The sequence below is a fragment of the Paraburkholderia sp. UCT70 genome, assembly GCF_050434085.1.
Lineage (GTDB): Bacteria > Pseudomonadota > Gammaproteobacteria > Burkholderiales > Burkholderiaceae > Paraburkholderia > Paraburkholderia tuberum.
The window spans coordinates 190,076-215,918 of record NZ_JBNPVZ010000003.1; the positions used below are offsets into that span (position 1 = coordinate 190,076).

At 60.6% G+C, this 25,843-nt stretch carries 26 protein-coding genes and 3 pseudogenes; 14 read left to right on the forward strand and 15 right to left on the reverse strand.

The genetic code is table 11. The features are described from left to right. Positions 1 to 470: 470 nt before the first annotated feature. The 6 genes and pseudogenes from OKW41_RS18605 to OKW41_RS18630 all read right to left on the reverse strand — a co-directional run bounded on the left by OKW41_RS18605 (position 471) and on the right by OKW41_RS18630 (position 5,317). Positions 471 to 839 (reverse strand): DUF2784 domain-containing protein, encoded by a 369-nt coding sequence (locus OKW41_RS18605; protein WP_429573543.1) that lies wholly within the window; start codon positions 837 to 839, stop codon positions 471 to 473. A 54-nt stretch (positions 840 to 893) separates the two neighbouring features. Next, positions 894 to 2,567, reverse strand: a complete 1,674-nt coding sequence (gene treA, locus OKW41_RS18610) for an alpha,alpha-trehalase TreA (RefSeq protein ID WP_429573544.1) — start codon at positions 2,565 to 2,567, stop codon at positions 894 to 896. Between the two features lie 362 nt (positions 2,568 to 2,929). Beyond that, positions 2,930 to 3,730 carry a transporter substrate-binding domain-containing protein gene (locus OKW41_RS18615; RefSeq protein ID WP_429573545.1) on the reverse strand — a complete coding sequence of 267 codons (801 nt, stop codon included), beginning with the start codon at positions 3,728 to 3,730 and terminating at the stop codon, positions 2,930 to 2,932. Between the two features lie 136 nt (positions 3,731 to 3,866). Further along, positions 3,867 to 4,292, reverse strand: coding sequence for a substrate-binding domain-containing protein (locus OKW41_RS18620; protein ID WP_429573546.1), 426 nt, complete (start codon positions 4,290 to 4,292; stop codon positions 3,867 to 3,869). A 79-nt stretch (positions 4,293 to 4,371) separates the two neighbouring features. Then, positions 4,372 to 4,467, reverse strand: a pseudogene (locus OKW41_RS18625) (hypothetical protein); the annotation flags it as partial. A 94-nt stretch (positions 4,468 to 4,561) separates the two neighbouring features. Beyond that, the gene (locus OKW41_RS18630; protein WP_429573547.1) at positions 4,562 to 5,317 is read right to left on the reverse strand and encodes a DeoR/GlpR family DNA-binding transcription regulator; all 756 of its coding nucleotides are present in this window, start codon (positions 5,315 to 5,317) and stop codon (positions 4,562 to 4,564) included. 79 nt (positions 5,318 to 5,396) lie between these two features. Here OKW41_RS18630 and OKW41_RS18635 point away from each other — a divergent pair, with 79 nt between their 5' ends. Then, a complete protein-coding gene (locus OKW41_RS18635; protein ID WP_429573548.1) occupies positions 5,397 to 5,996 on the forward strand; it encodes an NUDIX domain-containing protein in 600 nt (199 codons plus the stop codon). Here the strand turns inward: OKW41_RS18635 and OKW41_RS18640 are convergent. From OKW41_RS18640 to OKW41_RS18660, 5 genes and pseudogenes are all read right to left on the reverse strand, one after another. Beyond that, positions 5,979 to 6,713, reverse strand: a complete 735-nt coding sequence (locus OKW41_RS18640) for a haloacid dehalogenase type II (RefSeq protein WP_429573549.1) — start codon at positions 6,711 to 6,713, stop codon at positions 5,979 to 5,981. The genes OKW41_RS18635 and OKW41_RS18640 overlap by 18 nt on opposite strands. A 98-nt stretch (positions 6,714 to 6,811) precedes the next feature. After that, positions 6,812 to 7,966: an acyltransferase family protein gene (locus OKW41_RS18645; RefSeq protein WP_429448697.1), complete on the reverse strand. Its 1,155-nt coding sequence runs from the start codon at positions 7,964 to 7,966 to the stop codon at positions 6,812 to 6,814. Beyond that, entirely contained in the window at positions 7,966 to 8,829 is an 864-nt protein-coding gene (locus tag OKW41_RS18650) for a sterol desaturase family protein (protein WP_429573550.1), read from the reverse strand. Before OKW41_RS18650 ends, OKW41_RS18645 begins: the two co-directional genes overlap by 1 nt. 182 nt (positions 8,830 to 9,011) lie before the next feature. Next, positions 9,012 to 9,602: pseudogene (locus OKW41_RS18655) on the reverse strand (DDE-type integrase/transposase/recombinase); the annotation flags it as partial. A gap of 144 nt (positions 9,603 to 9,746) precedes the next feature. Further along, positions 9,747 to 10,774: pseudogene (locus OKW41_RS18660) on the reverse strand (IS110 family transposase). A 340-nt stretch (positions 10,775 to 11,114) separates the two neighbouring features. Here OKW41_RS18660 and OKW41_RS18665 point away from each other — a divergent pair. The 3 genes from OKW41_RS18665 to OKW41_RS18675 all read left to right on the forward strand — a co-directional run bounded on the left by OKW41_RS18665 (position 11,115) and on the right by OKW41_RS18675 (position 12,767). Next, positions 11,115 to 11,561, forward strand: a complete 447-nt coding sequence (locus OKW41_RS18665) for an SRPBCC family protein (protein WP_018422638.1) — start codon at positions 11,115 to 11,117, stop codon at positions 11,559 to 11,561. A gap of 839 nt (positions 11,562 to 12,400) precedes the next feature. Beyond that, complete coding sequence (locus OKW41_RS18670; protein ID WP_184005448.1) at positions 12,401 to 12,577, forward strand: hypothetical protein; 177 nt, start codon at positions 12,401 to 12,403, stop codon at positions 12,575 to 12,577. 10 nt (positions 12,578 to 12,587) lie between these two features. Beyond that, positions 12,588 to 12,767, forward strand: a complete 180-nt coding sequence (locus OKW41_RS18675) for a hypothetical protein (RefSeq protein ID WP_429290767.1) — start codon at positions 12,588 to 12,590, stop codon at positions 12,765 to 12,767. Positions 12,768 to 13,017: 250 nt separating this feature from the next. Here OKW41_RS18675 and OKW41_RS18680 read toward each other — a convergent pair whose 3' ends face one another. Continuing rightward, entirely contained in the window at positions 13,018 to 14,652 is a 1,635-nt protein-coding gene (locus OKW41_RS18680) for an NADP-dependent glyceraldehyde-3-phosphate dehydrogenase (RefSeq protein ID WP_429573551.1), read from the reverse strand. 1,018 nt (positions 14,653 to 15,670) lie between these two features. Between OKW41_RS18680 and OKW41_RS18685 the strand changes: the two genes are divergently transcribed. The 3 genes from OKW41_RS18685 (at position 15,671) to OKW41_RS18695 (ending at position 17,637) form a co-directional block, all read left to right on the forward strand. After that, on the forward strand, positions 15,671 to 16,111 hold the full coding sequence (locus tag OKW41_RS18685; RefSeq protein ID WP_090810764.1) for a hypothetical protein: 441 nt from the start codon (positions 15,671 to 15,673) through the stop codon (positions 16,109 to 16,111). 22 nt (positions 16,112 to 16,133) lie between these two features. Further along, positions 16,134 to 17,222 (forward strand): hypothetical protein, encoded by a 1,089-nt coding sequence (locus tag OKW41_RS18690; RefSeq protein WP_429573552.1) that lies wholly within the window; start codon positions 16,134 to 16,136, stop codon positions 17,220 to 17,222. 109 nt (positions 17,223 to 17,331) lie between these two features. Beyond that, positions 17,332 to 17,637: an acylphosphatase gene (locus OKW41_RS18695; RefSeq protein WP_018422631.1), complete on the forward strand. Its 306-nt coding sequence runs from the start codon at positions 17,332 to 17,334 to the stop codon at positions 17,635 to 17,637. A 24-nt stretch (positions 17,638 to 17,661) separates the two neighbouring features. Here OKW41_RS18695 and OKW41_RS18700 read toward each other — a convergent pair whose 3' ends face one another. Further along, positions 17,662 to 18,477 (reverse strand): class I SAM-dependent methyltransferase, encoded by an 816-nt coding sequence (locus tag OKW41_RS18700; protein WP_429573553.1) that lies wholly within the window; start codon positions 18,475 to 18,477, stop codon positions 17,662 to 17,664. Between the two features lie 302 nt (positions 18,478 to 18,779). On the opposite strand from OKW41_RS18700, the gene OKW41_RS18705 reads away from it, so the two are divergent. Continuing rightward, positions 18,780 to 19,052, forward strand: a complete 273-nt coding sequence (locus OKW41_RS18705; RefSeq protein ID WP_429448683.1) for a hypothetical protein — start codon at positions 18,780 to 18,782, stop codon at positions 19,050 to 19,052. Positions 19,053 to 19,061: 9 nt separating this feature from the next. On the opposite strand, the gene OKW41_RS18710 is transcribed toward OKW41_RS18705, so the two are convergent. Both OKW41_RS18710 and OKW41_RS18715 read right to left on the reverse strand, forming a co-directional pair. Continuing rightward, positions 19,062 to 19,967, reverse strand: a complete 906-nt coding sequence (locus tag OKW41_RS18710; protein WP_429573554.1) for a cation diffusion facilitator family transporter — start codon at positions 19,965 to 19,967, stop codon at positions 19,062 to 19,064. A gap of 225 nt (positions 19,968 to 20,192) precedes the next feature. After that, complete coding sequence (locus tag OKW41_RS18715; RefSeq protein ID WP_429448681.1) at positions 20,193 to 20,690, reverse strand: LysR substrate-binding domain-containing protein; 498 nt, start codon at positions 20,688 to 20,690, stop codon at positions 20,193 to 20,195. An 85-nt stretch (positions 20,691 to 20,775) separates the two neighbouring features. Between OKW41_RS18715 and OKW41_RS18720 the strand changes: the two genes are divergently transcribed. The 6 genes from OKW41_RS18720 to OKW41_RS18745 all read left to right on the forward strand — a co-directional run bounded on the left by OKW41_RS18720 (position 20,776) and on the right by OKW41_RS18745 (position 25,829). Continuing rightward, the gene (locus tag OKW41_RS18720; protein ID WP_429573555.1) at positions 20,776 to 21,057 is read left to right on the forward strand and encodes a DUF2817 domain-containing protein; all 282 of its coding nucleotides are present in this window, start codon (positions 20,776 to 20,778) and stop codon (positions 21,055 to 21,057) included. 6 nt (positions 21,058 to 21,063) lie between these two features. Then, positions 21,064 to 21,279, forward strand: coding sequence for a hypothetical protein (locus OKW41_RS18725; protein WP_429573556.1), 216 nt, complete (start codon positions 21,064 to 21,066; stop codon positions 21,277 to 21,279). A gap of 429 nt (positions 21,280 to 21,708) precedes the next feature. Next, the gene (locus OKW41_RS18730) at positions 21,709 to 22,980 is read left to right on the forward strand and encodes an MFS transporter (protein ID WP_429573557.1); all 1,272 of its coding nucleotides are present in this window, start codon (positions 21,709 to 21,711) and stop codon (positions 22,978 to 22,980) included. Positions 22,981 to 23,124: 144 nt separating this feature from the next. Next, a complete protein-coding gene (locus OKW41_RS18735; RefSeq protein ID WP_429448673.1) occupies positions 23,125 to 24,054 on the forward strand; it encodes a LysR substrate-binding domain-containing protein in 930 nt (309 codons plus the stop codon). A gap of 128 nt (positions 24,055 to 24,182) precedes the next feature. Then, positions 24,183 to 24,677: a hydroxyquinol 1,2-dioxygenase gene (locus tag OKW41_RS18740; protein WP_429448671.1), complete on the forward strand. Its 495-nt coding sequence runs from the start codon at positions 24,183 to 24,185 to the stop codon at positions 24,675 to 24,677. Between the two features lie 132 nt (positions 24,678 to 24,809). Further along, the gene (locus tag OKW41_RS18745) at positions 24,810 to 25,829 is read left to right on the forward strand and encodes a hydroxyquinol 1,2-dioxygenase (RefSeq protein WP_429573558.1); all 1,020 of its coding nucleotides are present in this window, start codon (positions 24,810 to 24,812) and stop codon (positions 25,827 to 25,829) included. The last annotated feature ends 14 nt before the right edge of the window (positions 25,830 to 25,843 follow it).

A 25,843-nucleotide genomic window follows, 5' to 3' on the forward strand; every position in this document is an offset into this window, starting at 1 on the left:
TTTCCATTCGCTTTCTGTAATTGCTAATTGAATGGATAAAGGAATTCCCTGTCGATTTATCTCGACATTTCAAGGGAAATTAAAAATTGAATCTTTCCGATGCTTACAGCAAGAGTGAAAATAGGTTGTGAAATGCGGTCTTGTCAAGAATCAAGCGGCAACTATGCGATTCAGAATAAAGTTGGATCTTGTGGAGGAGTAGCGCTTTGCGATCGAGCGCTGGCGCGGTCGCCGCCGCACGGGGGGCAGAAAAACGCTGGCGGATTTATCCGAATTGCATTGAATGGCGACGACGAACTGCGGATTTTCGTGGCTATGTTGTCGGAATTAATTGCGTTCGATAAATATAACTGAATGGTAAATTTAACCGGTGAAAACGCGTCTTCAATAGAATTAAAAAAAGAGCAGGCTGGGGAATTTCCGTCCGGGCGGCGTCGATCGCTTCGGCGAGCGGGGCGCCGGTACGCCCGTCACGCTCGTGGCCGAATTCGGTACCACGTAACAATCACCGCCAGCAAGAACGCGACATAGGCGACCACAAACACCCAGCCCGGAAAATCGTAATACAGCCAGGCGCTGACCCAGCGCTGTATGAAGCCTTGCGGACCGGCCGTTCCCGTGCGCAGACGATCCTCCAGAACGGTTAACGGGCACGGCACATTGAGCACCGCAAGGCTCGCCACGATACCGATGGCGAGAACATGTACCGCCCGGAATGTGCGATTGCGCGCCCACGGAAGTCGCAAACCGTGGGCGATCCAGATGGCGAATAGTCCGCCGACGATAAACACCACGATCAGCGCGTGCAGCACGAGAACAATATTGGCGAGCCAGATCATTCTGCTTCCATTGGGACTAGCCGCACGGCACTCGCTTGACGATGCCGCGGGGACTCACTGCCCATTGCCATACAGATCGAGCAGCATCAACGTTACGCCATTGGTCCACCCGAAGCCGTCCTGCAACGGATACTCGCCACCCCCGCCGCCGCCTTCGCCCGCGCCTTCCACGACGTACTTCTCGACGAGCTTGTGCTGCGTGTTGTAGACGTTCTCGACGTCCGCGAGAAAGCGCGTGCCGATCGGCTGCGCGAGGTCGGCGCGTCCGTAGCGCTTGAGGCCCTGAATCGCGATCCAGTGCAACGGCGCCCAGCCGTTCGGCGCGTCCCATTGCTGCGTGGTGTTATAGGTCGACGTCGCGAGGCCGCCCTGCTTGAGCAGCACATTCTCCACGGTCCGGGCGGTCTTCCACGCGCGATCGGGCCACGCCACGCCGGCCATCAGCGGATACAGCATCGCCGGTGTCTGGTTGTCGCGCGACTTGCCGAGTTGCCAGTCGTAGTCGCCGTAGTAGCCGTTGCGATTCCACAGATAGCGGTTGATGCCTTCCGCGCGCCGCGCCGCGTAGCCGATGAACTGCGCGACGCAACGGAAGTCGCGTGTCTCCGAGCAGCCGCGCGCGATCGTCGTCTCCAGATGGAACAACAGGCTGTTCAGATCGACCGGGATGATCGATGTCGTGCGCACCGTTGCGAGCGTCTGGTTGTCGCCGAACCAGCGTGAGCTGAAATCCCAGCCGCTTTCGGCGGTCGCGCGCAGATCGCGGTAGACCTGGTTGGCCGGCCGGCCGCTCGCCTGCGCGGTCTGCACGTCCTCGAGGTACGACTCGTCGCGCGGCGTGTCCAGATCGTCCCAGTAGCGGTTCAGCACGGTGCCATCGTTGAGCACGACCACATTGCGCGTAGCGCCGCCGCGCGGCGTGCTGGACGAGCCTTGCATCCAGTACGCGTACTCCTTGCGCAGCACAGGCAGGTACTTCTGATAAACCTTGTTGCCTTCCCTTTGCGCCGCGAGCTCCACCATATACGAGTAGAACGGCGGCTGCGAGCGGCTCAGATAGTACGTGCGATTGCCGTTCGGTATGTGGCCGAACGTGTCGATCATGTACGCGAAGTTGTCGAGCATATCGTCGACGAGATCTTCACGTCCGGACTCCTGCAGCCCCAGCATCGTGAAATAGGTATCCCAGTAGTAGCCTTCGCGAAAGCGGCCGCCCGGCACGACGTAGGGTTTGGGCAGCGGGATCAGCGAGCTGTAGTCGGGCGCGCTCGTCGTCGTGCGCGTGAGGCCGTTCCAGAGCCAGTCGATGTGCTCGCGCAGACTCTGGTTCGGCGGCGGCGTGATGCTCTGATCGGGCGGCGGCGTGAAGTACTGGTTGACGAATTTCTGCAGCGAAAAGCCGGGCTGGTTCTTCTGCGTTTCGTATAGCTGGACGATCGCGGCGGGATTGCCATTCGGCGTCGCGTCGACGAACGTCTTCTGGTCGGCGAAGATCTGCGCGGTTTGCACGGCGACGAACAGATCGCCGTACAGAATGTCGGGCGCCGGCGGCAGCGTGGCGCCCACCTGGGTATCGGCCAGACAGCTCGCGGATGCGAAGACGAGCGAGGCGATGCAGGCGACGCCGAGCGTGATCGGCGAACGCCACGGCACGAAGTACTTACTTGAGCTGGGGAAGAGATGGGCGGTTGATGCGTTGCGGCTGCGAGACAGTGATTGAATGCTCATGATGCCTCCAAGGTTGTGGGCATTTCACTGGTCTCATCGCGTGCCATTCGAGGTCGTCTCCCGGCGACATGCGAGTCCGACACGAGGTGGCCGGATCAATGGCTCCGAAAGCATCGCACGCTTTCGAAGCATCAGGCAACTGCGGCGCAGCAGAGCGTGCATGCATTCAGCATGAAGAATGAAACGTGATGAACGAGGGAGAAGGTGCGCGTAATGGCGTACCCGCGCTTGCTTCGTGATTCGAAGCAACGGAAGCGTTGATCGCGAGCGATTCCGCGGCAGAAAACCGCTCAGCGAGCAAGCGGCGTACCCGCGTCGACCATTCGGCAGGTCGGCGCGGGTACGCGAGAACAACGAGAAAATTACTGCGCGATAGGCTGAGTCACGTCCGTGCCGAACCAGTGCATCGAGATTTTCTTGAGCGTGCCGTCCTGCTTCATTTGAGTCAGCGCGTCGTCGAGTGCTTTCGCGAACTTCGGATTGTCCTTGCGGAACGGGATGCCCATTTCCTGCTCGGCGCCTTTCAGCACCGCGCCCGTACGCAACGGCAACTGCGAGTTCTTGATGATGTACGGCAGCATCAGCCGGTCGTCGATCGTCGCATCGATACGCCTGGCGGCGAGATCGCGCAGTTTCTCGGGCGCACCCGGATAAGTTTGCACGTTGATGCCAGGTACCGCGCGCGCCATCTGGTCGTAGTTGGTGCCGAGCGTCACGCCGATCTTCTTGTCGCCCTTGAATTCGTCGAGCGATTTGAACTCACGCTTGTCGTCCGCCCGTTGGATCAGCTGCGCGGCCGAGTACGTGTACGGCTGGCTGAAATCAAGAACCTGTTTGCGTTGCGGGGTAATGGTGACCTGATTGATGATCACGTCGAATTTGCCGCCTTGCAGCGCCGCGATAATGCCGCTCCACTCGGTCGGAATGAATACCGGCTTTACGCCGAGCTTCGCCGCCACGGCTTTCGCGACATCGACGTCGAAGCCTTCGAGCTCGCCGTCCTTGTTGCGGGAGTCGAACGGCGGATAGGTGCCTTCGAGACCGATCTTCAGGACTCCGGCCTGTTTGACCGAATCGAGCAGATCTTCGGCATGAGCCGCGACCGCGGTAAAGCTGAGAGCCGAGAGCGCCAACGCGTTTATAAGCAGCTTCGAAAGTTTCATTGAGTGTCTCCTCTGTACTTGAGTATCAGGCTGCACAACGCAACGATTTCACCATCGTGTCGGCAACCCGGCAGTGTCGCTTCGTGGAACAGGCCGGGTTGCGCGCGTCATCCTAGCACTTCAAAAGTCGCCTGTTTTATCTTTGTTCGGAAGCGGGCGCGCGCGGATGAAACGCCGGCTTCGAAAAATCGCAGAACTCCCGCATGAGGCTTGCGACGTGCGAATAGAGCCGCTGCGGCCCGTCGTTGCGATAGACCGCGTAGTACCTTACCGGCGGCAGTTCCGGCTGCGAATACAGTACCGCGAGCTCGCCTTGCCGGACGAATTCGGCGAAATAAAGCGCGGGCAGATAACTGACGCCGACTCCCGCGATCGTCAACGAACACAGCGAGATCAGGCTATTGCCCGCAAAGGCACGGCGTATCGATACATTGTTCGACTCGAACCAGCGCTCGTAGATCGCATCGACGCCGGACGTGCCGGCCTGCATCAGGATCGGCCACGCGGCGATCTCGTCGAGCGAGAACGTGCGCGCGTCGCCGACCAGCGACGGGCTGGCCATCCACGCGAGATGCAGCTTTGCGCAGCGGTATCGATGTGAAGCGCGGCGTGCGGATCGGGGTCGGCGTGATGATGAAGTCGATTTCGCCGGCGAAGAGTCGCGACGTCAGTTTCGTGCTGACGTCGATTTCCGGCTCGAACGACACCGCCGGATACGCGAGCCTGATCTCGCGCACGAGGCGGGGCAGAAACGTCAGCGCGATCAGCTCGGTAATGCCTAACGATCGGCCGATGGACGATTGAGCGCGCCGGGTGGCGACCTCGCCACCCCTACGCTCTCACCACAGTGACCCCAGCCGCTTCGATCGGCTTCGTCAATTCCGCGCTGGTCTTCTTCTCGACCACGATGGTCTGCGCGAGTTTGATCTCGCCGATCACGAACCGCGATGCGGCGTTCAGTTTCGACGACGACGCGAGCACGACCGTTTCCGCCGCCCGTGCGGCGAGCGCGCGCTTGATCGCGGCTTCCTCGAAGTCACCGGTGCTCAGCCCAGCGCTGGGATGCACGCCGGTCACCCCCATGAAGTACAGGTCGGCATGGATGCGCGAAATGCCTTCCATCGCCGCGGCGCCGACGGCCACGATCGAATGTTTGTAAAGCCGGCCGCCAATCAGGATCACCTCGACACAAGGATGCGCGGCAAGCGCCGTGGCGACGCTCGGACTATGCGTGACGATGGTCGCGTGCAAATCGGACGGCAACTCCTGGACCAATAGCGCCGACGTGGTGCCGCCGTCGACGATCACGGTTTGCCCCGGCGCGATCAGCTCGACCGCTCGCCGAGCGATGCGCCGCTTGGCGAGCGTCTCGATGTCCTGACGCTGCTCGAATGACGCGAGCGCCACCGACGCGGGCAACGCGCCGCCGTGGACCCGCTGCAAGCGCCCCTCCGCGGCCAGTTCGCGTAGATCGCGGCGGATCGTGTCTTCCGACACGCCAAACGCCGCGCTCAGCTCGCCTGCCAGGACCTGCCCGTTGCGCGCGAGTTCGTCGAGGATCGCTTTCTTGCGTTGGGTCGTCAACATTGCATTGCACGAAATATCTTGAAATTGCACGAAGTTGCACGATACCATGAATCATTGTCGATGATCGACAGGAGGCGCCATGACCGCAACGAAAGACCGGGTTCGCATCGTCGGAACGGCCTTGCTATCCGACGACTGGTACACGCTGAAGAAGGTGACGTTCGACTTCCTGCGTCGCGATGGCACATGGCAGCGGCAGAACCGCGAGACCTACGATCGCGGCAACGGCGCGACGATCCTGCTGCACAGTCCGCGCACCGGCAACGTGATACTCACGCGACAATTCCGCATGCCCGCGTTCGTGAACGGTCACGACGGCATGATGATCGAAGCGCCGGGCGGATTGCTCGACAACGCTTCGCCGGAAGAACGCATCCGGCTCGAAGTCGAGGAGGAAACGGGGTATCGCGTGGGTCAGGTCCACAAGATTTTCGAGGCCTACATGAGCCCGGGATCCGTAACCGAAAAGCTCTACTTCTATGTCGGCGAGTACGACGCGTCGATGCGGGTCAACGACGGCGGCGGCGTCGAGGATGAAGGGGAAGATCTCGAGGTGATGGAAATGCCGTTGCAAGCCGCGTTGCGAGCGGTCGACGTAGGGGAAATCATCGACGGCAAGACGATCATGCTGTTGCAGTACGTCGCCTTGCGCGGGTTTGCGTCAGCGCGCGCAGCCTAGTTGCGTCGCGAGTTCGTGCAGATCGTCGACGATGAAGTCCCACGCCTCGTCCGCCTTCAGATCGCTCGTCTGTTGAGGGCCATGCTCGGTGGGCCGCACGACGAACGCGGTGCTCAAGCCGACGCGCCGGGCAGCGGCGAGATCGTTGTTATGTGCGGCCACGAGGCATAATTCGCGTGGCGCAATGCCGAGAATTTCCGCCGTTTCGCTATAGACCAGCGGCGAGGGTTTATAAGCGCGGACGACTTCGGCACCGAGAATGGCATCCCAGGGCAGACCGGCACGCTTTGCCATGTCCACCATCAGGCGAATGTTGCCGTTGGATAGCGGTGCGATGATGAAGCGCGCCTTCAGGCGCTGCAATGCGTCGACGGCATCGGGCCAGGGGTCCAGCCGATGCCAGGCCAGGTTCAACTCATCGATCTCCGGCTCGGGAACGTTGGCGATGCCGAAACGCGCCAGCACTTTGACGAGGTTTTCCCGGTGCAGCACGTCGAGACGCACATACGGTCTGCGTCCGCTACGTACTTCTTCCATCGCGGGCGAATACTCGCGTCGCCATGCGTCCGCGAAGTCGGATGCGTCGAGATTCGGCGCGTGCCGCTGCAGAAACGGTTGCGCTTCGCGCGCGACGCCGCTTCGCCAGTCAACCACGGTTCCGAAGACATCGAACACGAAAGCTTTGATTGCAGTTTGATGTGTCGAGTCGATGCCCATGACCTTCCTTTGTGGCTCTCCTCCTTTCGCGGTCCTTCCAATAGTTCTCTCTTGCCCCACCTGAATCTCTGCGGCTACCTCTCCCCGCCTTCTGACGATCATTCGAGGGTCGGCGACTTCGTGATTCGGACCGCGGGCGCCGGTACGAGATATCGCCCCCCCGGCACGGCGGTGGCAATATGCAACGCACCGGTTTCGATACGGTCTAGCAAGCCGCGCAGTTTCAGGGCACGCTTTTCGACGCCATGCCACGACATCATTGCAAAGAGAAGTGTGAGGGCGAGGGAAATCGGAAAATGAACGTACCAGGTGAGGGCGGCCGGGGCAAGCATCGCGGCCACAGTTTGCTGTATCGGGAAACCGTAAAGAAAGATGCCGTATGAGTAGTCACCGCTTGCGACAAAGCGGTGGCGTCTTGGTTGCGTGAGTCCGAGAAAGACGGTCAGATAGGCGGCGGGCAGCGCCGCGAAGTAATCCGCGCCGCGAACGGATAGGCAAATCACTGCGACGAGGCCAGATAGCACACAGAGCCATGAACTCCAGACGATCCGGTTGCGGAACTGGTACGCGCAAACGCCATAGAAGAAACAGAGAACGAGCATCGGTCCGTGTACGGTCGTACCAGCCGAACCGGAACGGTTCGCAAGCGCAACGAGTAAGACGTTCGCACCAATCGATGCGGCGAGTAAAAGATGCGGTCGTTGTGCCATGCCGGCATACGACGCAATAGTCAATGCGACGTAACAGGCTAGTTCGTAGGGTAACGTCCACAATTGCTGATTGATTGCATCCGGCCAGGGATTGTTGGCGAACATACCTGGCAGCGCGAAATGGACGTCTCCGAGAATGTTCAGGAAGTACGCCCGGAACCCGGGATCAGTGAAATATTGATGAAGTGGAAGCGTGGTAAAGAACGGCCCGATCAGCAATGCGGCGATCAGCGTGTCGACCGCCAATGCGGGTAGCAGCCGCAGCACCCGCAGTCCGCAGAAGGAAACGATTGTGCGGCAACGTTCGAAGCTGCCAGCAACCAGGAAACCGCTCAGAGCGAAGAACATTGGCAAAATTAGCGCGAGCGGTGCTCGTGCAGGCCCGGACCATACCGCTTGAGTGAACTTGTGACCATAACAGACGTTAATGGTGTGGCTCGCGACCACGAGGACGGCGAGCACGAGACGCAAGTAGTCGAAACCCGATGGCCTGTTTTTCGCATCGGCAAGCCGCGATCCGAGTGTCGTTGCGAGTGGGGACATCACTCCGTACTCCGTGGGGATGGGTCTGGTACAGCGGTGGCGGGTAGCCTGACGGTGAATGGCATCAGCAGATAATCAACCAGACCGTCAGGTTCATCAGTGTAGTCAAGACCGACCTCGGGCCATTCGCCTTTCTTCGGGAAGTGTGCGGTCCCAAACAATACGTCCCATAAGGTCACGACTGCAGCGAAATTTCGGTTGTAATGGCGCAACTCGACTGAATGATGAATTCGATGAAACCGATTGTCTGCGAACAGATAGGAAATCGGGCCAAAGCTGATGCGTGTATCGGCGTGCTCAAAGGTGCCTTGAATGAGTATCACCATGCCAACCAACGACCATAGGAAAGGAGGATGGAAGTCGATCAGTAGTGCCATTGGAAGCGTGACAACGAGGGGACGGAGCAACTCCTCCGATACATGCATATTGCAGTTCCACGCATTCATCTCGCGAATCGAATGGTGGACCTGGTGGAACCGCCATAAGAAACCGAACGTATGCTGCGCGCGATGGAACCAGTAGTACAGCAAATCACCAATCATTATCGTCCCAGCGATAGCAAGGGCGATGCCGGTGGCGCGCCAGACTGGCTGCGGCGAATCCAATACGCCGTCAAGCGATATCGAGAAAAGCGGTCGGAGATGCAGTGCGACGATTACAGAATGATAAAGTTCGAAGAAAAGCCCACCTATAAACAAATAACAAATGTGAAATAGAATGCCGCGCGCGCGTGATGCAAACGACACCTTGCCATACGGCAGCATTATCTCGACGGCGACGCAGAGAATAGAGGCAGCAGCTACGCGCTCTCCCGCACGCAAGGTATGAGCAACATAAGTCAACACATCGAACATTTGCATCATTTTTCTCCCATTCGAGATGTGGAGAACGCTGCCATGACGATGAGAATAGTGGGACACGGGTGCTCTCGGGGGCGCATCACACCGTCAGTTTCGGCCATCATGCAGCGGGTCTTGTCCAAATGTAATACGAATTATGTTTTATGGCCGTACGTGGATTTGCCCCTGTACCTCCGGACACCGCCTCACACTTGAGTTGATGAATCGGTCCTGCGCCTGAACTCGCGTGGCGAGCGGTACTTCAGCGCGCTATGAGGGTGCTGCTCGTTGTAATGCTCGAACGCGACGGCGAGATTGCGCGCGGCGGTTGCGGCATCTGGCTTCGGCATGAAGGCGACATAGTCACGCTTCATCGTTGTCACGAAGCTTTCTGCCATGCCGTTACTTTGCGGGCTGCACACCGGTGTGGTCACCGGTTTCAAACCAATGTCGGACGCCAAGGTCCTGGTTTTCTCCGCCGTGTAGCCTGAGCCGTTGTCCGTCAGCCATTCAATTTCAGCCAGTGCCTTCGAGACGTTGCCAAAGCGCGTCTCGATGGCTGCCAGCATGACGTCACGCACCACGTCGCCACTGTGGTCACCAGTTGTCGCCACCCAGCTCATCGCTTCACGGTCACAGCAATCCAGAGCGAACGTGACACGCAGCGGCTCACCGTTGTCGCAACGAAACTCAAAGCCGTCCAAGCACCAGCGCTGGTTGCTCTTCGCCACCGCGACCTTGCCATCATGCCGGCGCTGCGGGCGTGGAGGGAGCGCTTTGCGCTGTAGCAGGAAGGAGGCCGTGCTGCTTGACGCTGTCCACCCCGCGCGGGTCCCACCCGCTTCACATCACCGCTGGCAGTGCAAAGTGATCGTTTCTACGTGCTCGTGATGTCCGCGTCCGTGTCCAATTGCCGAGTGATCGATAAATCCAAATCGAGATCAGTCGGTCACTGGTTCGAGCTTGAAGTCATCTCCATATTTCAGTGAGGCCCACGCCAATCTCGCGTTCTTTGCAGCAATCGCGATGGCGGCCCGCCAGTAGCCCCGGCGCTCGACCAAGGTTCGGACCCACCGGCTGAAGCGATCCTGTTTCTCGCCGAGACTGGCAATGACGGCGCGGGCGCCGTTGACCGGCAGGCCGCGCAAACAGACGTCGCCTGCCTTCGTAATGCTGCCCAGCCGCGCCTTACCGCCACTGCTGTATTGTGACCGGGCGTCAGTCCGATCCAGGCTGCCACCTGCCGGCCGTTTCTGAAGTCGTGCCCGGCACCGATACTGGCGAGCAACGCACTGGCCGTGGTTGGGCCGATGCCGCGCAACTGCATTGGCCTCTTGCTGCGTGTATCCTCACGCGCGATCTTGGCGATCGCACGGTCGTATCCGAGCAGGCGATCTTCGATATTGCCGGCATGCTCAAGCAGATCGCTGATGCTGCGCTTCGCCCAGCCTGGCAATGTGTCCAGATGTTCGGTGATGTACCTGCGCAACTTCTCCGGGCTCTGTGGCAGCACCACGCCAAATTCCGGGAGCAGGCCTCGCAACCGGTTGTAAGTCGCGGTCCTCTCCTGGACGAAACCTTGTCGTGTCCGTTGCACGCAAAGCGTCGCCTGCAGATGTTCGTCCGTCAGCGGCACGAAACGCATGGTCGGACGCGTCACTGCTTCGCAGATGGCAGCAGCATCCGCCGCGTCGTTCTTGCCGCGCTTGCCGGACGTGCGATAAGGCGCAACAAGGCTGGGCGCCATGAGTTTGACGGTATGGCCGTGCTGCTGGAACACGGGTGCCCAGTGATGCGCACCGGAGCAAGCCTCCATTCCGATGAGGCACGCTGGCAGCTGTGCAATCAACGTCGCCAGTTGATCGCGCGGCACACGCGGCCTGATCAGCATCGCCTTGCCGGTCTCGTCCACACCGTGAACGGCGAATACATTCTTGGCAAGATCGATTCCGATGGTGACAATAGGCATGGACTCCCTTCTCGCTGGTGTCGATGAACATTCGCAACTTCATCTTGGCACATTGATGCCGACTCGCGGCTTCCGCCGTAGCCTCGGGACGGGGAAGTCCCTTTGATTCTCTCTAGGCGAAAAGAAGGCGCGGGTTGCAATCATCGATCATCTAAAACGGACGGGGACGCTATGGCGACCGGGGACGCTTCGACCGCAACGCAGTCCGTATGTGGCGATACATCTGCTAAACGAGTGTCAACCGTCTACGGGTTTTGCCTGGTCTCGTGCGTGTCGATTCCCGCAACGCGGGCGCGTCGTGACAGTATGTTCAACCCCTCCAGTGAAAGGCATACTCATCATGGCTACCGGAACCGTCAAATTCCACCGTGTATTGCGCACGACGCCCGAGCGTATCTATCGCGCGTTCCTCGAACCCGCCGCGATGGCGAAATGGCTACCGCCGTATGGCTTCACCTGCGACGTGCATCAGATGGATGCGCGCGTCGGCGGCACCTACAGGATGTCGTTTCATAACTTCGGCTCGGGCAAGGGGCACTCGTTCGGCGGCGAGTACATCGAACTGGTGCCGTTCGAAAAGATCCGCTATTCGGACCATTTCGACGACCCGAATCTGCCCGGTCAGATGCACACGACCGTTTCGTTGCGGCAGGTGTCGTGCGGGACCGAACTGAACATCGTGCAGGAAGGCATCCCCGAGATGATTCCGGTCGAGATGTGTTACCTCGGCTGGCAGGAGTCGCTCGCGCAACTGGCGAAGCTGGTCGAGCCGGAGATTGCGGACTGACGTTCAATAACAGCCGCTTTCTCCGCCATGGAGCAAGTATCTCCTCGCAACGCGCAGCGGGGACGATCGCATCCTTCGTCTCACTTGCTGCTCAATTGGCGACCTTCAAATCGTGATCAGGAAATGGTCGAACTCGGCGCGGTTTTAAACCGCGCCGCCCGCAGTCAAGCTGGGAAAGTTCGGCACGTACACGGTGCGCCAGCTACATCGTCGCAATCACACTCGGCGACTCCAGATGGCTCTGGCGGTAATGACCGAAGAAGTCATGATGTCGAGCGCGCGCATGTTCTTCTCCTGCGCGGGCCGCGACGAGTCCTCACCGGTTGCACGCGTCGCGCGATTTCGGCAGACGCACCGGGGGCAAGGCCGCGGTGCCGAGGCGCCTGGAGTGTAGGTTAACTTTACCGGCTGAGATGCAGGACAAGGCAGATTTTCACGCGGCTAATGGGACACAAGAAAGTCCGCGTCAAACCGTTTTCACTACCTGATTAACGATTAGGTTGGTGCCAACCGACATGTTGCGTAGTGCGATGCAGCAATATTCGCTGTGAACCGCAGTGACCCGAGGGCACTTTATTATTATCCCGCCAAACGACCGTCCAATGTTCAACCGCTTCGCGACGGATTGAATGCTATTCTGCGAGGTTTTCCGATTGGGCGCCGCCGAATCTCCGTTCCGGCGAGGCGTTCTCATCTTGGCATTGTTTAAGCTTGAATTCAGCCACGCTACGTACTCTTCGGACCGAAGCATGAGACGACAACGGCCCGACGGGGCGCATTCTTTCCGTCGAGGTATGGGCGCGACAACTCGGGGCATTCCCAGACAGAAAGAGGTTGAGATGATGTACTTGATTACCGACCTGAAAATGGTCGAAAGCTACGGTCGCATCAAAGCTGACAGCGGCGATGATGCGCTGCATGAATTTGCGGTCAGCGAGGGCTTCCTCGACCTGATGGAGTTCGCCTCCGCCCGGCCCGCGTTCGCCAACGACTTGCTCGCTGTTCAACTGCAATAAGGAGACTGACGTGGCCATGACTTTGGGGCAGGCCCTGGTGCACGCTGAGCAGTTGGAAGTCTACGGTGTGATTTCCAGGACGTCGCAGGCGCTCATCCGGCTGATGCAGGAGTACCGAGCCGTAGTCGGTGTGGAACAATACGAACAGATTATCGAGCAAGCGGGCTTGGCTCATCCGGACCCGCAGTGACCCGCTCCGCGCATCCTGCACCGGGGAAAAGCGTTGGGTCGATGCATGAAGCAGCGCCATAGGACGTCGCAAATATTCGTCGCTTTTAGACCTATGCTTTTCTACGGGCATCGACTGGCCGGACGTCGCGCGAAATCGCGCCAACTGAAGAATGGACCCTTTCACTCAACATGCGCGCGATGCGCTGACCTTTACGGCATCGCGCGCTGAATCTCCGCATCGGGACTCGAGCTCGATACCCATCGAGCCGCTAAAAGATAAAACCGGTGTTCACGAACTTCGAGTGATGATTCGTGACCATCGTATCGAGCAGCGTCTTGTTCAGGTCGGTCTCCTTGGCCGCGACCATGGAGCGAATCGAGAACGCGCGCAATGCATCGGTGACCGATAGCGTACCTTCCGCAGAATCCTTGCGGCCGGCAAACGGAAAGACGTCTGGGCCTCGCTGGCACTGGCTGTTGAGATTGACGCGGCACACCTGATTGACGAGTGGGTCGATCAGCGAGCCAATTTGGGCAGCGTCGGTGCCGAAAATGCTGACCTGCTGACCGTGGTCCGAAGTGATGACATACTCGAGTGGTGTATCGATGTCATCGAACGGCACGACTGGGATGATCGGTCCGAACTGCTCCTCACGATAGAGCATCATCCCTTCCTTCACGGGGTACACCACGGCCGGATAGAAAAGAGTTTTGCAGAACACGCCACCACCTTCGTTCACGACCGCCGCGCCTTTCGCTTTCGCATCGTCAATTGCCTGGGTCATGTAGGCCGTGCGATGCATGCCCGGCAGCGGTGTAATGGACACACCCTGTTCCCACGGCATGCCGACCTTGAGATTTTTGAGCGCTGCGTTAAAGCGCTGAAGAAACGTATCGGCGATCGAGCGGTGCACCATCAATATCTTGAGCGCTGTGCACCGCTGACCATTGAACGACAACGTACCGAGCAGACATTCCTTCACGGCGAGGTCTATGTCGGCGTCAGCCAACACAATCGCGGCGTTTTTGGCGTCAAGGCCGAGAACGGCGCGTAGCCGATGCGACTTTGGGTGCTGTTTTTTCAGGTGGTCTGCAACCTTGCTTGAGCCGATGAGGGCAAGCACGTCGATCTTTCCTGAGGCGAGCATGTGTGGCACCACCACCGCACCCGGTGCATAAATCGTGTTGACGACGCCTTTCGGGAAAGCAGAGCGGAAAGCCTCGAGCAGTGGAAAGAACAGTAGCGTGCCATATTGGGGCGGCTTGAACACGACGGTGTTGCCCATCAGCAATGCGGGAATGAGCGTCGCGAACGTTTCGTTCAGCGGATAGTTGTAAGGGCCCATGCACAGTACGACGCCCAGCGGGGCGCGGCGAATCTGGCCGATGGTTCCCTCGGCGATGACAAAGCGCGAGTTGCTATTGTCTAGCTCCTTGAGCGCCGAGATAGTGTCCTGCATATAGCTGATGGTGCGGTCGAACTCCTTCTGCGAATCGGCAAGGCTCTTGCCGATTTCCCACATGATCAGATTCACAATCTCATGGCGCCTGGCCGCCATGAGACGAATGAAGTCTTGCATGCAGCCGATGCGCTGCGCGACTGTCATCGTTGGCCACTCGCCGCGGCCGTGATCGTAGGCTCGCACGGCCGCGTTCAGCGCGGCATCGCTCTCGACCTCGCCCATGACCGGATAACTGCCAATTACGACCTGTTCAGCGTCGCCGGAGGCTTGTCGCACGCAGACTGGCGACTGCACGTTCTTGCAGGCGCCATCCCACGCCTTCAGTTCTCCATCGACGAGCGAGACGCGCTGATGAATCGGCTCCGCGAGGCGGGCGGTCTCGGGAATATCGTCGGTGACTGGAAACAACTGCCAGAGGTTCTCGAAGTCAATACTTGCCACGTTTCGCTCCTATGTTCGTGCAGTACGCGGTGGCCCGCCAGGTGTTGGGGATTGCTCGAACGCAATCAATGCGACCGTGCCTGCCCGCTGGTGACGTAACGGTACCTGTCGGACCGATCATTGGGTCGTGCGCAAGCGACTGTGCCGGTGTTTGGTGGCCGTGCTTCGCGGTGGGCGCAAGACACAGAGAGAAGCATACCTAATGGCAGAGAACAGAGTTGAAGACGAACCGTGTTCAACGCCTGATGAACGGTGAAGTCGGTTCCGACAGTGATATCACGCGGCGCGGCGCGGCACCGCCGAGCTTGCGGGCGAGCTTAGTCAGCAGCTGCGGAAATGTCCTCGAAACCGGATTGGATTAGATTCGTCATCGTGGTCTGCAGTTCGACCAACGGCGTAGCGGTCACTGCAGTCGCTACGCCGTCGGATTTCGGAAGCAGTCCGGCGAATGCCGCCATTCCGGTCCCGCATGCTGCCAGGAGTATGGTGGCAGCAACTACGGCTGCACTGCCGCGCAGCGCTTGCTTGGGAGCGAAGTCCGCAAAACATCGCATCATGGCTATCTCCGGTTGACGCAGTTTCTGAACGCAAAGACCGTGCCGATGGAGGGGCTGTCAGGCAAGCGTGCCGCTAACCCGCTGCGTAGGCGTTGAATGCTCGCGTGACAGTGGCGACGTGGACTCGGTGGTGGGACTCGCCCTACACTTTGACCGCGCACCGACTGTCCGAAACCAACATTTCGCTGCGGAGAATTGCGCCCGCACGTTCCTGAACATTGCCCGGCAAGCGTTCAGGGATCGTCCTGTGTCGCTCGCTTGAACAACCGTATGTGCGAGGCAGCGAGGAACCCGGCGATAGTTCACTTGTTGCGAATTCCACGTGACACTTCTGCGGCCTGCGCACCGATATACTGTTTCCTCCTACCGAACAGCTGTACTAACATCGAGAGTAACGGTTCGAGCATTGACGACCGGGCGGGGCCGGGGAGGCGAGTGTGTTTTCCCCTTGGAGAGCCAGGATGAAAGAAAACTCATCTCGTGAAATCGTCGAACTGCTGACAAAAGTGGTCGGGCGCAGCGCCACGCATGTACCTAGGGGGCAGAGCCGCCGCAGTGCCTCAAAAGCGATTGACCGGCTTGAAGAGATCAAACGGAACGCCGCGTTTGCTCGCCAATACGAATCAGCACCGGAACCGCTACGCGAATTGGTAATGAGGCGGGCCGTAGAAGTCCACGACCTGGCGATTGCACGAGATTACGCGAGCGCCCTCAATGCCCTCAGTGCGGTTGTCGATTTCCTCTATCAACATCTTGTGGACGACTCCGGCTCAGCAACGCCTCCGAGCAAACTTGCAAGCATCGATTTGAATGCCGTTCACCGGGCTCTTCAATTCGGAGGTCTTCCGGGACAGTCGCAGCAGGACCCAGATGACGACAACCCACCGCCAGTGCGTCGCTGAATTTGCCAAGGGATAATCTCCGATGCTCTCGGGCCTATCGAAACTGCTGGACAAAGCATTTATCCTCGGCTTCTTTTTGCCGGCCCTGCTGGGCTTTACAGGCTTTCTCGCGGCAAACGCCGATATCCCGGCATTTTGCGATTTGCTACACAAGGTGACCTCGGACAGCGACAAGGTTGGAAGCCTGTTCTCTTTCCTCATAATCGTATGGGTCCTATCGCTGATCCTGTTGGTATTGAACAACTGGTTTTATCAGGTCCTCGAAGGATACAAATGGCCATTCAATCGCGAGGCCTGGAAGCGCGATGAGCGAAATCGCCGCAATCGTCAGCTGGACCTCATAGAACGCCTCGGTACGGAACTCGCTACAGAGAACAGTACAATCGAGCGGCTTAAAGCCTCAAAGGAATCGTTGGAATACAGAAAGGCTGAATCGAACCGAGCCACCGTAAGGGCGAGGCTGTACCGCAACCAGGAGCGGAACGCCCGTGATTTCCCCCGGAATGAAAATCTCGTTCTTCCTACGGCCTTTGGGAACACGTTGCGTGCATTCGAGGGTTACTCGAGCGAAGTCTATAAGGTTGACAGCATATTCGTATGGCCGCGTCTTCTTGCAGTCATCCCAAAGGACTATCAAGCAATCATTGCGGATGCGAGAGCTCCAGTTGACTTTCTGGTCGGACTCGTCGTTCTGGGTACCTTTACGTCCATCTTTACCTTTGTGCGAGCGATTGACCTCTGGCTTGCGGACGGACTGGCCGGTAATTACCTGTTGGCGGATCTTTTTCAGAACGCTGCGATTGCGGCCGCCATTGCGGCAATTGCGTATCGACTTGCGATTCTTGAGGCAAGAAGCTGGGGCGACGTTGTCAAATCAGCGTTTGACCTTTATCTGCCGGCACTCGCTGAGAAGTTAGGTTTTGTTCTCCCGACGTCCCAGGCCGCACAGCGGGAGTTCTGGGCGGCATGGAGCACGCAGTTCCGCTTCCATGCACCGGCAAATACCGCGTGGTGGACACGTATCAAGCCGGTGACGCCAGCAGCAACGACGAACGCGGATTGGGAGGCGACAGACTCGGCAGGCGAAAGCGACGAGGTGCGCGGAGGTTGACTGTCGAACCCGCGATTCGTGTCGAGCAGAGCTTTTGTTTGCGGACTGACAGCGACAGCGACCAGAGGCAACCGCGCTGCGTCTTATCCGGCCTGGAGTTACGTGCATCATGACGCCACAGTTCGATACCGATTTACGGACCAGACTGGTCAGGGTATATGGCCACGTGCAGGGTGTAGGTTACCGGCAGGCTTGCATCAACGAGGCCACGGCTCGAGGCATCACGGGTTGGGTGCGCAACCGGATGGACGGTTCGGTCGAGGCTGTGTTGCAAGGACACGCTGAAGAACTCGAGCGAATCTGCCATTGGCTGGTTGACGGTGCGCATGCAGGTCTGGTCGACCGTCTGGAAGTCCAGGAACTATCGCCACCAGTAGCCAGGTTCGATGAATTCAAGCTCGCCGCGACGGTCTAGGTGAGTTGAGTCAGCCCGCTCGCCCTAAGGCTTGAGTGCGGAAGCCAGAACGCAGCTCATCGGAAGCCGCAGGTCCCCAGTATCGCTGCGATACGCCTGCGCGTCGTGTGCGACGGCCCGTTCAATAGACGCTAGCGCGGCCGGCGTCTGCGCGTGTAGCAACGCGGAAACCCGCACGCCACCACGCAGGAGTGCATGAAAAGGTGTATTGGGAGCACGAAGCACGAGCGTGAGGTCCAACTCCCGCACCTCCGGTTGGACGAACCCGGCATCGAGCAACAGGCGCTTCGATTCCTCCCAATCGCTGAATCGGAAGAAGGGTGGTCCCGGCGGGACGGGTACGTCGGTCGTCCCGTGCTCCTCGATCGCCTTCAACACCATGCCGAAGCCAACCGCCTTGTTCGGTGTCGCCCATACCGTGAAGGCGATTCTGCCGTTAGGTTGCAGTACACGAAACGCCTCCGCGAGTGCGCGCTCGGGGTGCGCAAAGTGCAACATTCCGAAGCTGATCCCCACTGCCGAGAAGCTTGCGTTGGGAAATGGCAAATCCTCCGCGTCGCCGACGCGGAACTCAAGTGCCGGAAAGACGCGTCTCGCCTTGTCGACCATCGCGACCGAGAAATCCACGCCGGTGACATCCGCGCCGCTGCGCGCGGCGGCCGCCGCGAGGTAGCCCGGGCCGCAGGCGACGTCGAGAAAACGGGCTCCCCGCCGAATGCAGAGGGTCTCGAGCATGGCCTGGTTCGACTGGGCGGTCAAATCACCAAAATACTCATGATAGGCCTGCGCGACCCGCTCCCAACCTTCGTGCTCGAAGGTACTGAAGTCGAGTTGTCCCATGCTTACCCCCACCGGTTTTACACGTTGGCAACTTTTAGCGCATGCCTATGTTCCTCGTAATCCGTATGTCTGGCTATCGGGGAAACAATCCAGGCCGGCGACAGAGAACGCGAACGAATGTGTGGTGCGATGCACAACCATCGTCGTCTAAAGCCGCCAGACTTTCGCGCGCGTCGGCGCTGGCTGACGCACCCCCACGAACCGATATGCCTGGTTTCTCTCTGGCGCTTCGCATTTCAGCGCCAGGTCGCGAAACGCATCACTTACGTTAGACTGGCTCGAGCAACCGGGAGGAGACCTGGATGATACGCAAGACGCTTAATGCCTCGCAGCTTCAGCAGGAGGTCAATCGGCGAATCCATCGACTGCAGGAAATCGTCGAGGATGGCGTGAAGATTCGCGTGCCGCGGCCGCAATTGCAAGAGGCTGACAAGACAGGCTGCAACTGGAACATGACCCACTTCGGAAACGCGATTGGTTTCGAGCGCGACATCGAGGGCGTACTCAAGGCCATGCGTGCGGAATACAACCTCAGTACCGAAGTGAAGGACACCGGCAACCCGTTCGGGGACTAGCCGCGAAAGTTACAACCAGCGCGGGTCGCGCGTGAACGCCACCGTCAGCCAGCGGTCCGGGCCCGATTCGCCGATTGCGCGCGAGATCCTGTCGCGAATCTGATCGAACTGGCGGACGCCGGCGTGCTCCATCGCTTCGGGCAGCACGATATGCACCTCGACGAACAGGCCGCGGCCGACGCGCGTCGCGTAGTGCGAGTGCTTGACGAAGCCGTAGTCGGCGGTCAGTTGTTGCATCAGGTCGTGCAACTCGCGCTCCAGATCCAGCGGCGTGATCAGCAACACTTCCTTGACCGCGTCGATCACGGTTCCGATCGGCATCGGGATCAGGACGAGCGTCAGTAGTGCGAGCACGCCGGGGTCGATGTACGGTGTCAGGTGGCCGTGCCCGATTCGTTCGAGCAGCCATGCAATCGAAAACGCCAGCAACAGGGCCGCGCTGACGCACGCCGACATCAGCCAGCTCTTGATGTCGAGCGCTATCAGTTCGGAGTCGATCGCGCGATTCACGCGCCGCTCGCGCAAGAACATGACGAAGGCGAACGTGGCAACCACCACTGCGTAGAAGACACCCCAGCCGAACTCGAGCTCGTGGCCGCCGTCGAGCAGGCCTTTGACCGCGTTGATGAAAGCGTAAAAGCACAGCACCGACAGCAGACTGCCGTTGAACACGAGCACGAGCGGCTCGATGTGCCAGAAGCCGTGCTGGAAGCGTCGACTGCTCTCCTGCCGAAGCAGGCGGGTGACGAGCAGCGACAGGCTGCACATCGCGGCGTCGAGAGCCGAGAACATGCCGTCGAAGATGATCGCCAGCGAGCCGCTCAGAATCCCGGCCGCGATGCCGAGGCCGGCGATCAGCGCCGTGCACAGCAGCGATTGTTTGAGGATGCGCTGTTCGAGGTCCGTTGCTTTCATTGTCCGAGTGGTCGCCCGTGGCTGAAAGACGTTCAGGGGTGAACGGAGTATATCGGGCGCGACTGGCCGGAACTATCCCGGCTCGGCTGACAGCTGTAAAACGCTACTAACTGTCAAGCCAGCCGGGAGCCTGCGCGGTTAGTCATCCCCGGTTTCCGATGCGGCTCGGCGTCGCAACGCAGATCTGGCGACGGGCAAGAGCAGTTGCTCGAGGGTTTGACGTGTTCAGATCACTTCCTTCAACTGCCGAACGATCGCCGCCGTCACGCTCATCTTTCCATGCTGCGCGCGCTCCAGCATTCCCACGTTGCGCCGCACGCCAGCGTCGGGCAGCGGCACGACGCGCAATGCGTCATCGCGAGTCCATGAGCAGCGGCGCAGCAGCGGTACCACCGCAATACCGATACCTTGGCGCACGAGTTCGGCGATCCCTTCCAGCGAATTCAGTTCGAGAAACTCGTTGACCTTCACGCGCTGCTTGCGCAACGCACGGTCGATGATCACACCGGTGCGCTGCGTCCGATCGAAACGCAGAAAGCGCCGCGCGCGCAATAACTCGACCACCGGCGCTTCAGCCACGTTCGCATTGACGAGCAGCACGAGCGGCTCCGAATAGACCGGCGTCCACTGGGCACTGGCCGGGCGGCGGCCCGGCGTGTCGATGATCACGGCCGCGTCGATTTCGCCCGAATCGACGCGCGCGGCGAGATCGACCGATTTCAACGACGACGTGCTGTCGCTCGGTTCGACCTACTGGGTGCGTCTGACCGAATCCTTCCTGACGCCTGCATAACTTTCCGGAGCTTCGATGAACCCATCGTCGTATTTCGCGTCGTCGTACGGGGAGGCGCGGCGGCTTTGTCTGCGGTCCGCCGCGGCTGCTGCGGCGCGCGTCGAAAGTCACGTGATAGCGGGTCTGGGTGGCCTCGGCAACGAGGAGCTCGCCACCGACGTCGCGCGCATCGGTCCGGCCAGCGCGCGCCGTCTGCGGGTGCTGACGTGGGTCGCGGCAAACGTCGCGGGTCCGGTCCTCGATACGCTGCTCCGCACCTGCACGCACGCGCGTACGACGGCGATTGCGATCGAGTAGGGCGCGGTGCAGCTCGTCGACATGCTGCACCGGCTGCGCGCCGATGCGTGGGTGCGTCGGCATCCCGACGCTGACCCGCAACAGATCGACGCGATTCGCGCCGAGATCCGCGCCGGCTTCTACTGCGAGGACCACGTGTGGCTCGGGCTGATTCTCGGTCAGGCGCGCGCCGCGATCCTGCAGGCGGTTGTTGAGCTGTCGCGGGAATCGTCTGCCGCATAGGCACCGCGCTGCAGTCTTCGCCGACCAATAGCGAGCCGACTCCAAACAGGCATTCGATCCAAACGCGGGTAGCCGAACGTATTACATCAGGTGACCCGCACCCCACCCGCCCGCGGCCCATCCGCGCGTCTACCCGGGCTTGTCCTGGGGTGTCCTCACGCGCATGCGATTCGCTCCCGCCGCATACCGCCGAGCCTTGCCCACGCTCGCTGCCGCGCCATCCATCGCGATTATTTGCGATTCACGAATACCGCATTCGCCGCTTGTCCCGTACTTGAGCCGCCGCACTTGCGCCAATCTTGGCCGCGTCGCTGCCGCACCGACGACGCGCGGCACGACACCCATTGCTGAATTCGACGAACCCGGCGGCGCGCCTCCGCGCCAGCGAATGCCGTCCGCGCGCAAAGCGGCCGGCCTATGGAGACAAAGATGAAATCGAATGACTGGGACGTGGCCTACGAATGGAAGGCCGTCGTGCTGCTGGCCCTCGGCTTCGGCCTCGTGGGACTCGACCGGTGGCTGATCGCGCCGCTCTTTCCGGCCATCATGAAGGACCTGCAGCTGACCGCGCAGGACGTCGGCAACTGCATCGGCATCCTCGGCTTGTCGTGGGGCATTTTCGCGGCGCTGATGGGCGGCATCTCCGACAGGATCGGGCGCCGCAAGGTGCTGATTCCGGCGATTCTGGCGTTCTCGCTGCTGTCCGGTTTCTCCGGGCTCGCCGGCGGGCTGATGAGCCTGCTCGCGGTGCGCGCGCTGATGGGCGTCGCCGAAGGCTCGTTCTGCCCGACCAGTTTCGCCGCGACCGCCGATGCATCGCATCCGAAACGCCGCGGCTTCAATCTCGGCCTGCAGCAAAGCGGCTTCGCGCTGTTCGGCCTCGCGCTGTCGCCGATCATCGCGACGCAGCTGCTCAGCGTGGTCACGTGGCGCTGGGTGTTCGCGCTGGTGTCGGTGCCGGGTCTGATTCTCGGCGTGCTGATGTTCTTCGTGATTCGCGAACCGAAAGCCGCGCCGCAAGCCACGCCGAAGCGCGCCACGTGCCCGGCCGAACACGGCAACTGGCGCGACGTGCTGAAGAGCCGCAACATCCCGATCGCGATGGCCGCGCTGTTCTGCGCGATGACCGGCGTGTTCGTGCTCGGCGCGATGCTGCCGCTGTACCTGACCGAGTATCTGTCGCTCGACACGCAGCGCATGGGCGTCGTCGTCTCCGCGATCGGCTTTGGCGGCTTTATCGGCCAGTTCGGTTTGCCGGGGCTGTCGGACCTGACCGGGCGGCGCGCGGCGAGCATCGTCGGCTTTGCGGGCACCGCGGTGATGCTGTACCTGTTCCGCGGACTGGGCGCGCAGCCGGTGCAGCTGTTCGCGGTACTGTTCGTTGCGTCGTTCTTCACGCTCGGACTCGTGTCGCTGCTGTCCGGTCCGGTTGCGACCGAAGCTGCGCCGATCGGCATGATCTCGACGTCGATCGGCGTCGTCGTCGGCGCGGGCGAGATTTTTGGCGGCGGCATCGCGCCGGCATTGGCGGGCTTCGTCGCGACACACTTCGGCATCCAGCACATCCTGTGGCTGCCGATCTGCGCGGTGCTGCTCGGCATCGGTGTGAGCCTGCTGCTCGAGGAAACCGCGCCGGCCCGAGTGCGTCGTCAGAGGCTCACGCCATCGCTCGACCTGCCGGCCGGTGAGCAACCGGAATGATGCGCTGCAACCGGTCGGCGCGGCGCTCGGCAACGCAGTGGGCGCCGAGCTCTACGACAAGACCGTTGTCGCCGACCGAGCGGCGCGTTCACGCGCCCCAGCCCAGATACACTGACAGGCTGGACGAGTGGACAAGGACGCAGCATGGACCGTTTTCTGAGCATCGAGGCCTTCGTACGCGTGGCCGAGACGAGCAGCTTCGCCGAAGCGGCGCGGCAGTTGGGCGTGACGAGTTCGGTGATCACGACGCGCATCCAGCAGCTGGAGAAGTTCGTCAACGCGCCGCTCTTTCATCGCAGCACACGGGTCGTGCGCCTGTCCGAAGTGGGCGAGACGTTCTATCGCGAATGCGCGGAGGTGGTCGGACGTGTCAACGAACTGACCGATCAGATGCGCGAGTTGCGCGCTACACCGACGGGCCGCTTGCGCATCCAGATGCTGCCGGGCTTCGCGCTCGGCCATTTCGGGGCGCCGCTCGCCGAGTTCAATCGGCGCTATCCGGGCATCCAGCTCGACGTGATCGTCAACGACCGGGTGGTCGATCCGATCGAAGAGGGCTTCGACGTCGCCTTCCAGATTTTTCCGCCGATCGCCGAATCGCTGATCGAGCGACGGCTGTTCAAAGTGCGGCGCCTTTTCTGCGCGACGCCCGCATATGTGACCGAGCATGGCGCGCCGCAGCATCCGCGCGATTTGCTGCAACACACCACGGCCCTGTATTCGGGCTACCCGTCGCGCAATCGCTGGACCATGGCGCACGGCGACGAGGTCGTCGAAATGGAGCTGCCGGGCATGATCCGTTCGAATTCGGTGCATTTGCTGCGCGACTATGCGTTGACGGGCGGCGGCGTCGTCTGTCTGCCGACGCTCGTCGCGAGCGCCGCGCTGCTCGACGGTTCGCTGGTGCCGATTCTGACCGACTACACGCTGTCGCCGCTGAATTTCGCGGCCGTGTATCCCGCGACACAACGACAGGCGCTCAAGGTGAAAGCGCTGGTCGAGTTTCTGGCCGAGTACCTGGGTCCCGAACCCGCGTGGGACCGGCCGCTTATCGAGCGTGGCTGGGTGACGTAAGGCGGCTGCTCACGCGGCGATTATTTGCAAAGTGCAAATGGTGTAATCGCCCGATCGCCGGTTGTTGCCATCCTGTTGCGCTTCTAAAGTTGATTCCAACAGCACCCGCTTCCAACAAGGAGACAGCAATGACCGAACAGTCATTCCACACCGTCTTTGGCTCGCTCGACGGCTACCGCAAAGGCGAAATCGAAATCACGAGCGGCGAAGCGCGCCACTACGTGTTTTCCAACATCTTCGAAGTCGCATCCGAAGCCGCGCCGTACGAAAAGGTCGTGGTCGGCAAGAACCTCGACTACGTGATCGAGGCGCTGCGCACCGAAGGCCAATCGCAATGGTTCGCCTGCGCGCACGACGAGTTCGCGATTCTGATGGACGGCGAGGTGCGCATCGATTTCATCAAGCTCGACAACCCGCCGAAGAGCGGCACGGGCACCGTCGCAGCGGGAGCGCAACCCGCCGGCCGCGCGATGGGCCACGTGGTGCTGCGTCGCGGTCATCAGGCATTGCTGCCGGCCGGCTGCGCATATCGCTTCACCGCGCAGAAACCCGGCGTCGCGCTCGTGCAAACGATGCTCGGGGAATTGTCGGTAGAGAAGTGGGCCGACATCTGCCTGCACTGATACGCAGACTACCTAGCAAGTACCTTGCATGGGACCAGAGTAAGAGCTTTGCATGGGACCGGAGTAGGCGCTAAAGCGCCAACACCGGTCGACAGCTAAAGCGCCAACTCTGGTCGACACAGGAGACAAAACATGGCATCCCTCGAAACTCTCGATCACCCGGCCGGCTTCGGCGCCGACACCGTGCGCGCCAGCGAACCCGACGCGGTCACCGGCTATCGCCGCTTCACGCTCGGCGCGTTCGAATTCCTGCGCGACGAGTACTTCGTCAAGATCAACTGGCCCGCGAAAGGCCAGACCCGCACCCACGCGGTGCCGGCCGATGCGTTCCTGCGCGCGATGATGCGCGACGTCGCCTGGGGCTTCTTCTACGGCTGGGTCAACTTCGACCACGTGTTCGGCACGCGCAATCACTACGGCAAGGTCGACGTGTATGCGGGCTCGTTCAACGGCATCATGAAGGACGCGGGCGTCGATTACGTGGAGACCTTCGAGACGCCGACGATCATGGCGACCTTCAAGGCGATCCTGCACGACTGGACCAACGAGGGCTTCGACCCATTCGCCGCCCCGGAGGAAACCGGCACCGCGTTCGGTCGCAAGCATGGCGACAACGATGCCGCGATCGAGCGCACGCGCATCGCGACGCGCCGCATGCCGGGCCTCGAAGACGACTCGCCGCTGCGCGACGATCTGCCGGTGAACCGAGCGTTCGCCGACGTCACGCAGGACGATCCGGAGGTGCACGTGGAGCCTGGCTTCGAGGGCCAGCTGCACGCGTTCAACCTGTTCAAGTATCTGTCGCGCTCGGACGTCACTTGGAATCCGTCGGTCACGTCGGTGTGCGGCCAGAGCCTGTTCTGCCCGACCACCGAGGAATACATCCTGCCGGTTTTTCACGGCAACGATCGCGTCGAGTGGTTCCTGCAACTGTCCGATGAAATCGTCTGGGATATCGGCGACAAGAACACCGGCGCGCCGCGCGCCCGGATCACGATGCGCGCGGGCGACATCTGCGCAATGCCAGCCGATATCCGCCATCAGGGTTATTCGACGAAGCGCTCGATGCTGCTCGTATGGGAGAACGCGACGCCGAATCTGCCGAAACGCTACGAGAGCGGCGAGCTGAAGCCGTACCCCGTCGATTTCTGAAGGCTCGATCGAAG

What these genes read in the sequence shown, in the direction of transcription:
- OKW41_RS18605 (WP_429573543.1), bottom strand. Translation starts at nt 839, where the DNA reads ATGATCTGGCTCGCCAATATTGTTCTCGTGCTGCACGCGCTGATCGTG.
- treA (WP_429573544.1), bottom strand. Translation starts at nt 2,567, where the DNA reads ATGAGCATTCAATCACTGTCTCGCAGCCGCAACGCATCAACCGCCCAT.
- OKW41_RS18615 (WP_429573545.1), bottom strand. Translation starts at nt 3,730, where the DNA reads ATGAAACTTTCGAAGCTGCTTATAAACGCGTTGGCGCTCTCGGCTCTC.
- OKW41_RS18620 (WP_429573546.1), bottom strand. Translation starts at nt 4,292, where the DNA reads ATGGCCAGCCCGTCGCTGGTCGGCGACGCGCGCACGTTCTCGCTCGAC.
- OKW41_RS18630 (WP_429573547.1), bottom strand. Translation starts at nt 5,317, where the DNA reads ATGTTGACGACCCAACGCAAGAAAGCGATCCTCGACGAACTCGCGCGC.
- OKW41_RS18635 (WP_429573548.1), top strand. Translation starts at nt 5,397, where the DNA reads ATGACCGCAACGAAAGACCGGGTTCGCATCGTCGGAACGGCCTTGCTA.
- OKW41_RS18640 (WP_429573549.1), bottom strand. Translation starts at nt 6,713, where the DNA reads ATGGGCATCGACTCGACACATCAAACTGCAATCAAAGCTTTCGTGTTC.
- OKW41_RS18645 (WP_429448697.1), bottom strand. Translation starts at nt 7,966, where the DNA reads ATGTCCCCACTCGCAACGACACTCGGATCGCGGCTTGCCGATGCGAAA.
- OKW41_RS18650 (WP_429573550.1), bottom strand. Translation starts at nt 8,829, where the DNA reads ATGATGCAAATGTTCGATGTGTTGACTTATGTTGCTCATACCTTGCGT.
- OKW41_RS18665 (WP_018422638.1), top strand. Translation starts at nt 11,115, where the DNA reads ATGGCTACCGGAACCGTCAAATTCCACCGTGTATTGCGCACGACGCCC.
- OKW41_RS18670 (WP_184005448.1), top strand. Translation starts at nt 12,401, where the DNA reads ATGATGTACTTGATTACCGACCTGAAAATGGTCGAAAGCTACGGTCGC.
- OKW41_RS18685 (WP_090810764.1), top strand. Translation starts at nt 15,671, where the DNA reads ATGAAAGAAAACTCATCTCGTGAAATCGTCGAACTGCTGACAAAAGTG.
- OKW41_RS18690 (WP_429573552.1), top strand. Translation starts at nt 16,134, where the DNA reads ATGCTCTCGGGCCTATCGAAACTGCTGGACAAAGCATTTATCCTCGGC.
- OKW41_RS18695 (WP_018422631.1), top strand. Translation starts at nt 17,332, where the DNA reads ATGACGCCACAGTTCGATACCGATTTACGGACCAGACTGGTCAGGGTA.
- OKW41_RS18700 (WP_429573553.1), bottom strand. Translation starts at nt 18,477, where the DNA reads ATGGGACAACTCGACTTCAGTACCTTCGAGCACGAAGGTTGGGAGCGG.
- OKW41_RS18705 (WP_429448683.1), top strand. Translation starts at nt 18,780, where the DNA reads ATGATACGCAAGACGCTTAATGCCTCGCAGCTTCAGCAGGAGGTCAAT.
- OKW41_RS18710 (WP_429573554.1), bottom strand. Translation starts at nt 19,967, where the DNA reads ATGAAAGCAACGGACCTCGAACAGCGCATCCTCAAACAATCGCTGCTG.
- OKW41_RS18720 (WP_429573555.1), top strand. Translation starts at nt 20,776, where the DNA reads ATGAACCCATCGTCGTATTTCGCGTCGTCGTACGGGGAGGCGCGGCGG.
- OKW41_RS18730 (WP_429573557.1), top strand. Translation starts at nt 21,709, where the DNA reads ATGAAATCGAATGACTGGGACGTGGCCTACGAATGGAAGGCCGTCGTG.
- OKW41_RS18735 (WP_429448673.1), top strand. Translation starts at nt 23,125, where the DNA reads ATGGACCGTTTTCTGAGCATCGAGGCCTTCGTACGCGTGGCCGAGACG.
- OKW41_RS18740 (WP_429448671.1), top strand. Translation starts at nt 24,183, where the DNA reads ATGACCGAACAGTCATTCCACACCGTCTTTGGCTCGCTCGACGGCTAC.
- OKW41_RS18745 (WP_429573558.1), top strand. Translation starts at nt 24,810, where the DNA reads ATGGCATCCCTCGAAACTCTCGATCACCCGGCCGGCTTCGGCGCCGAC.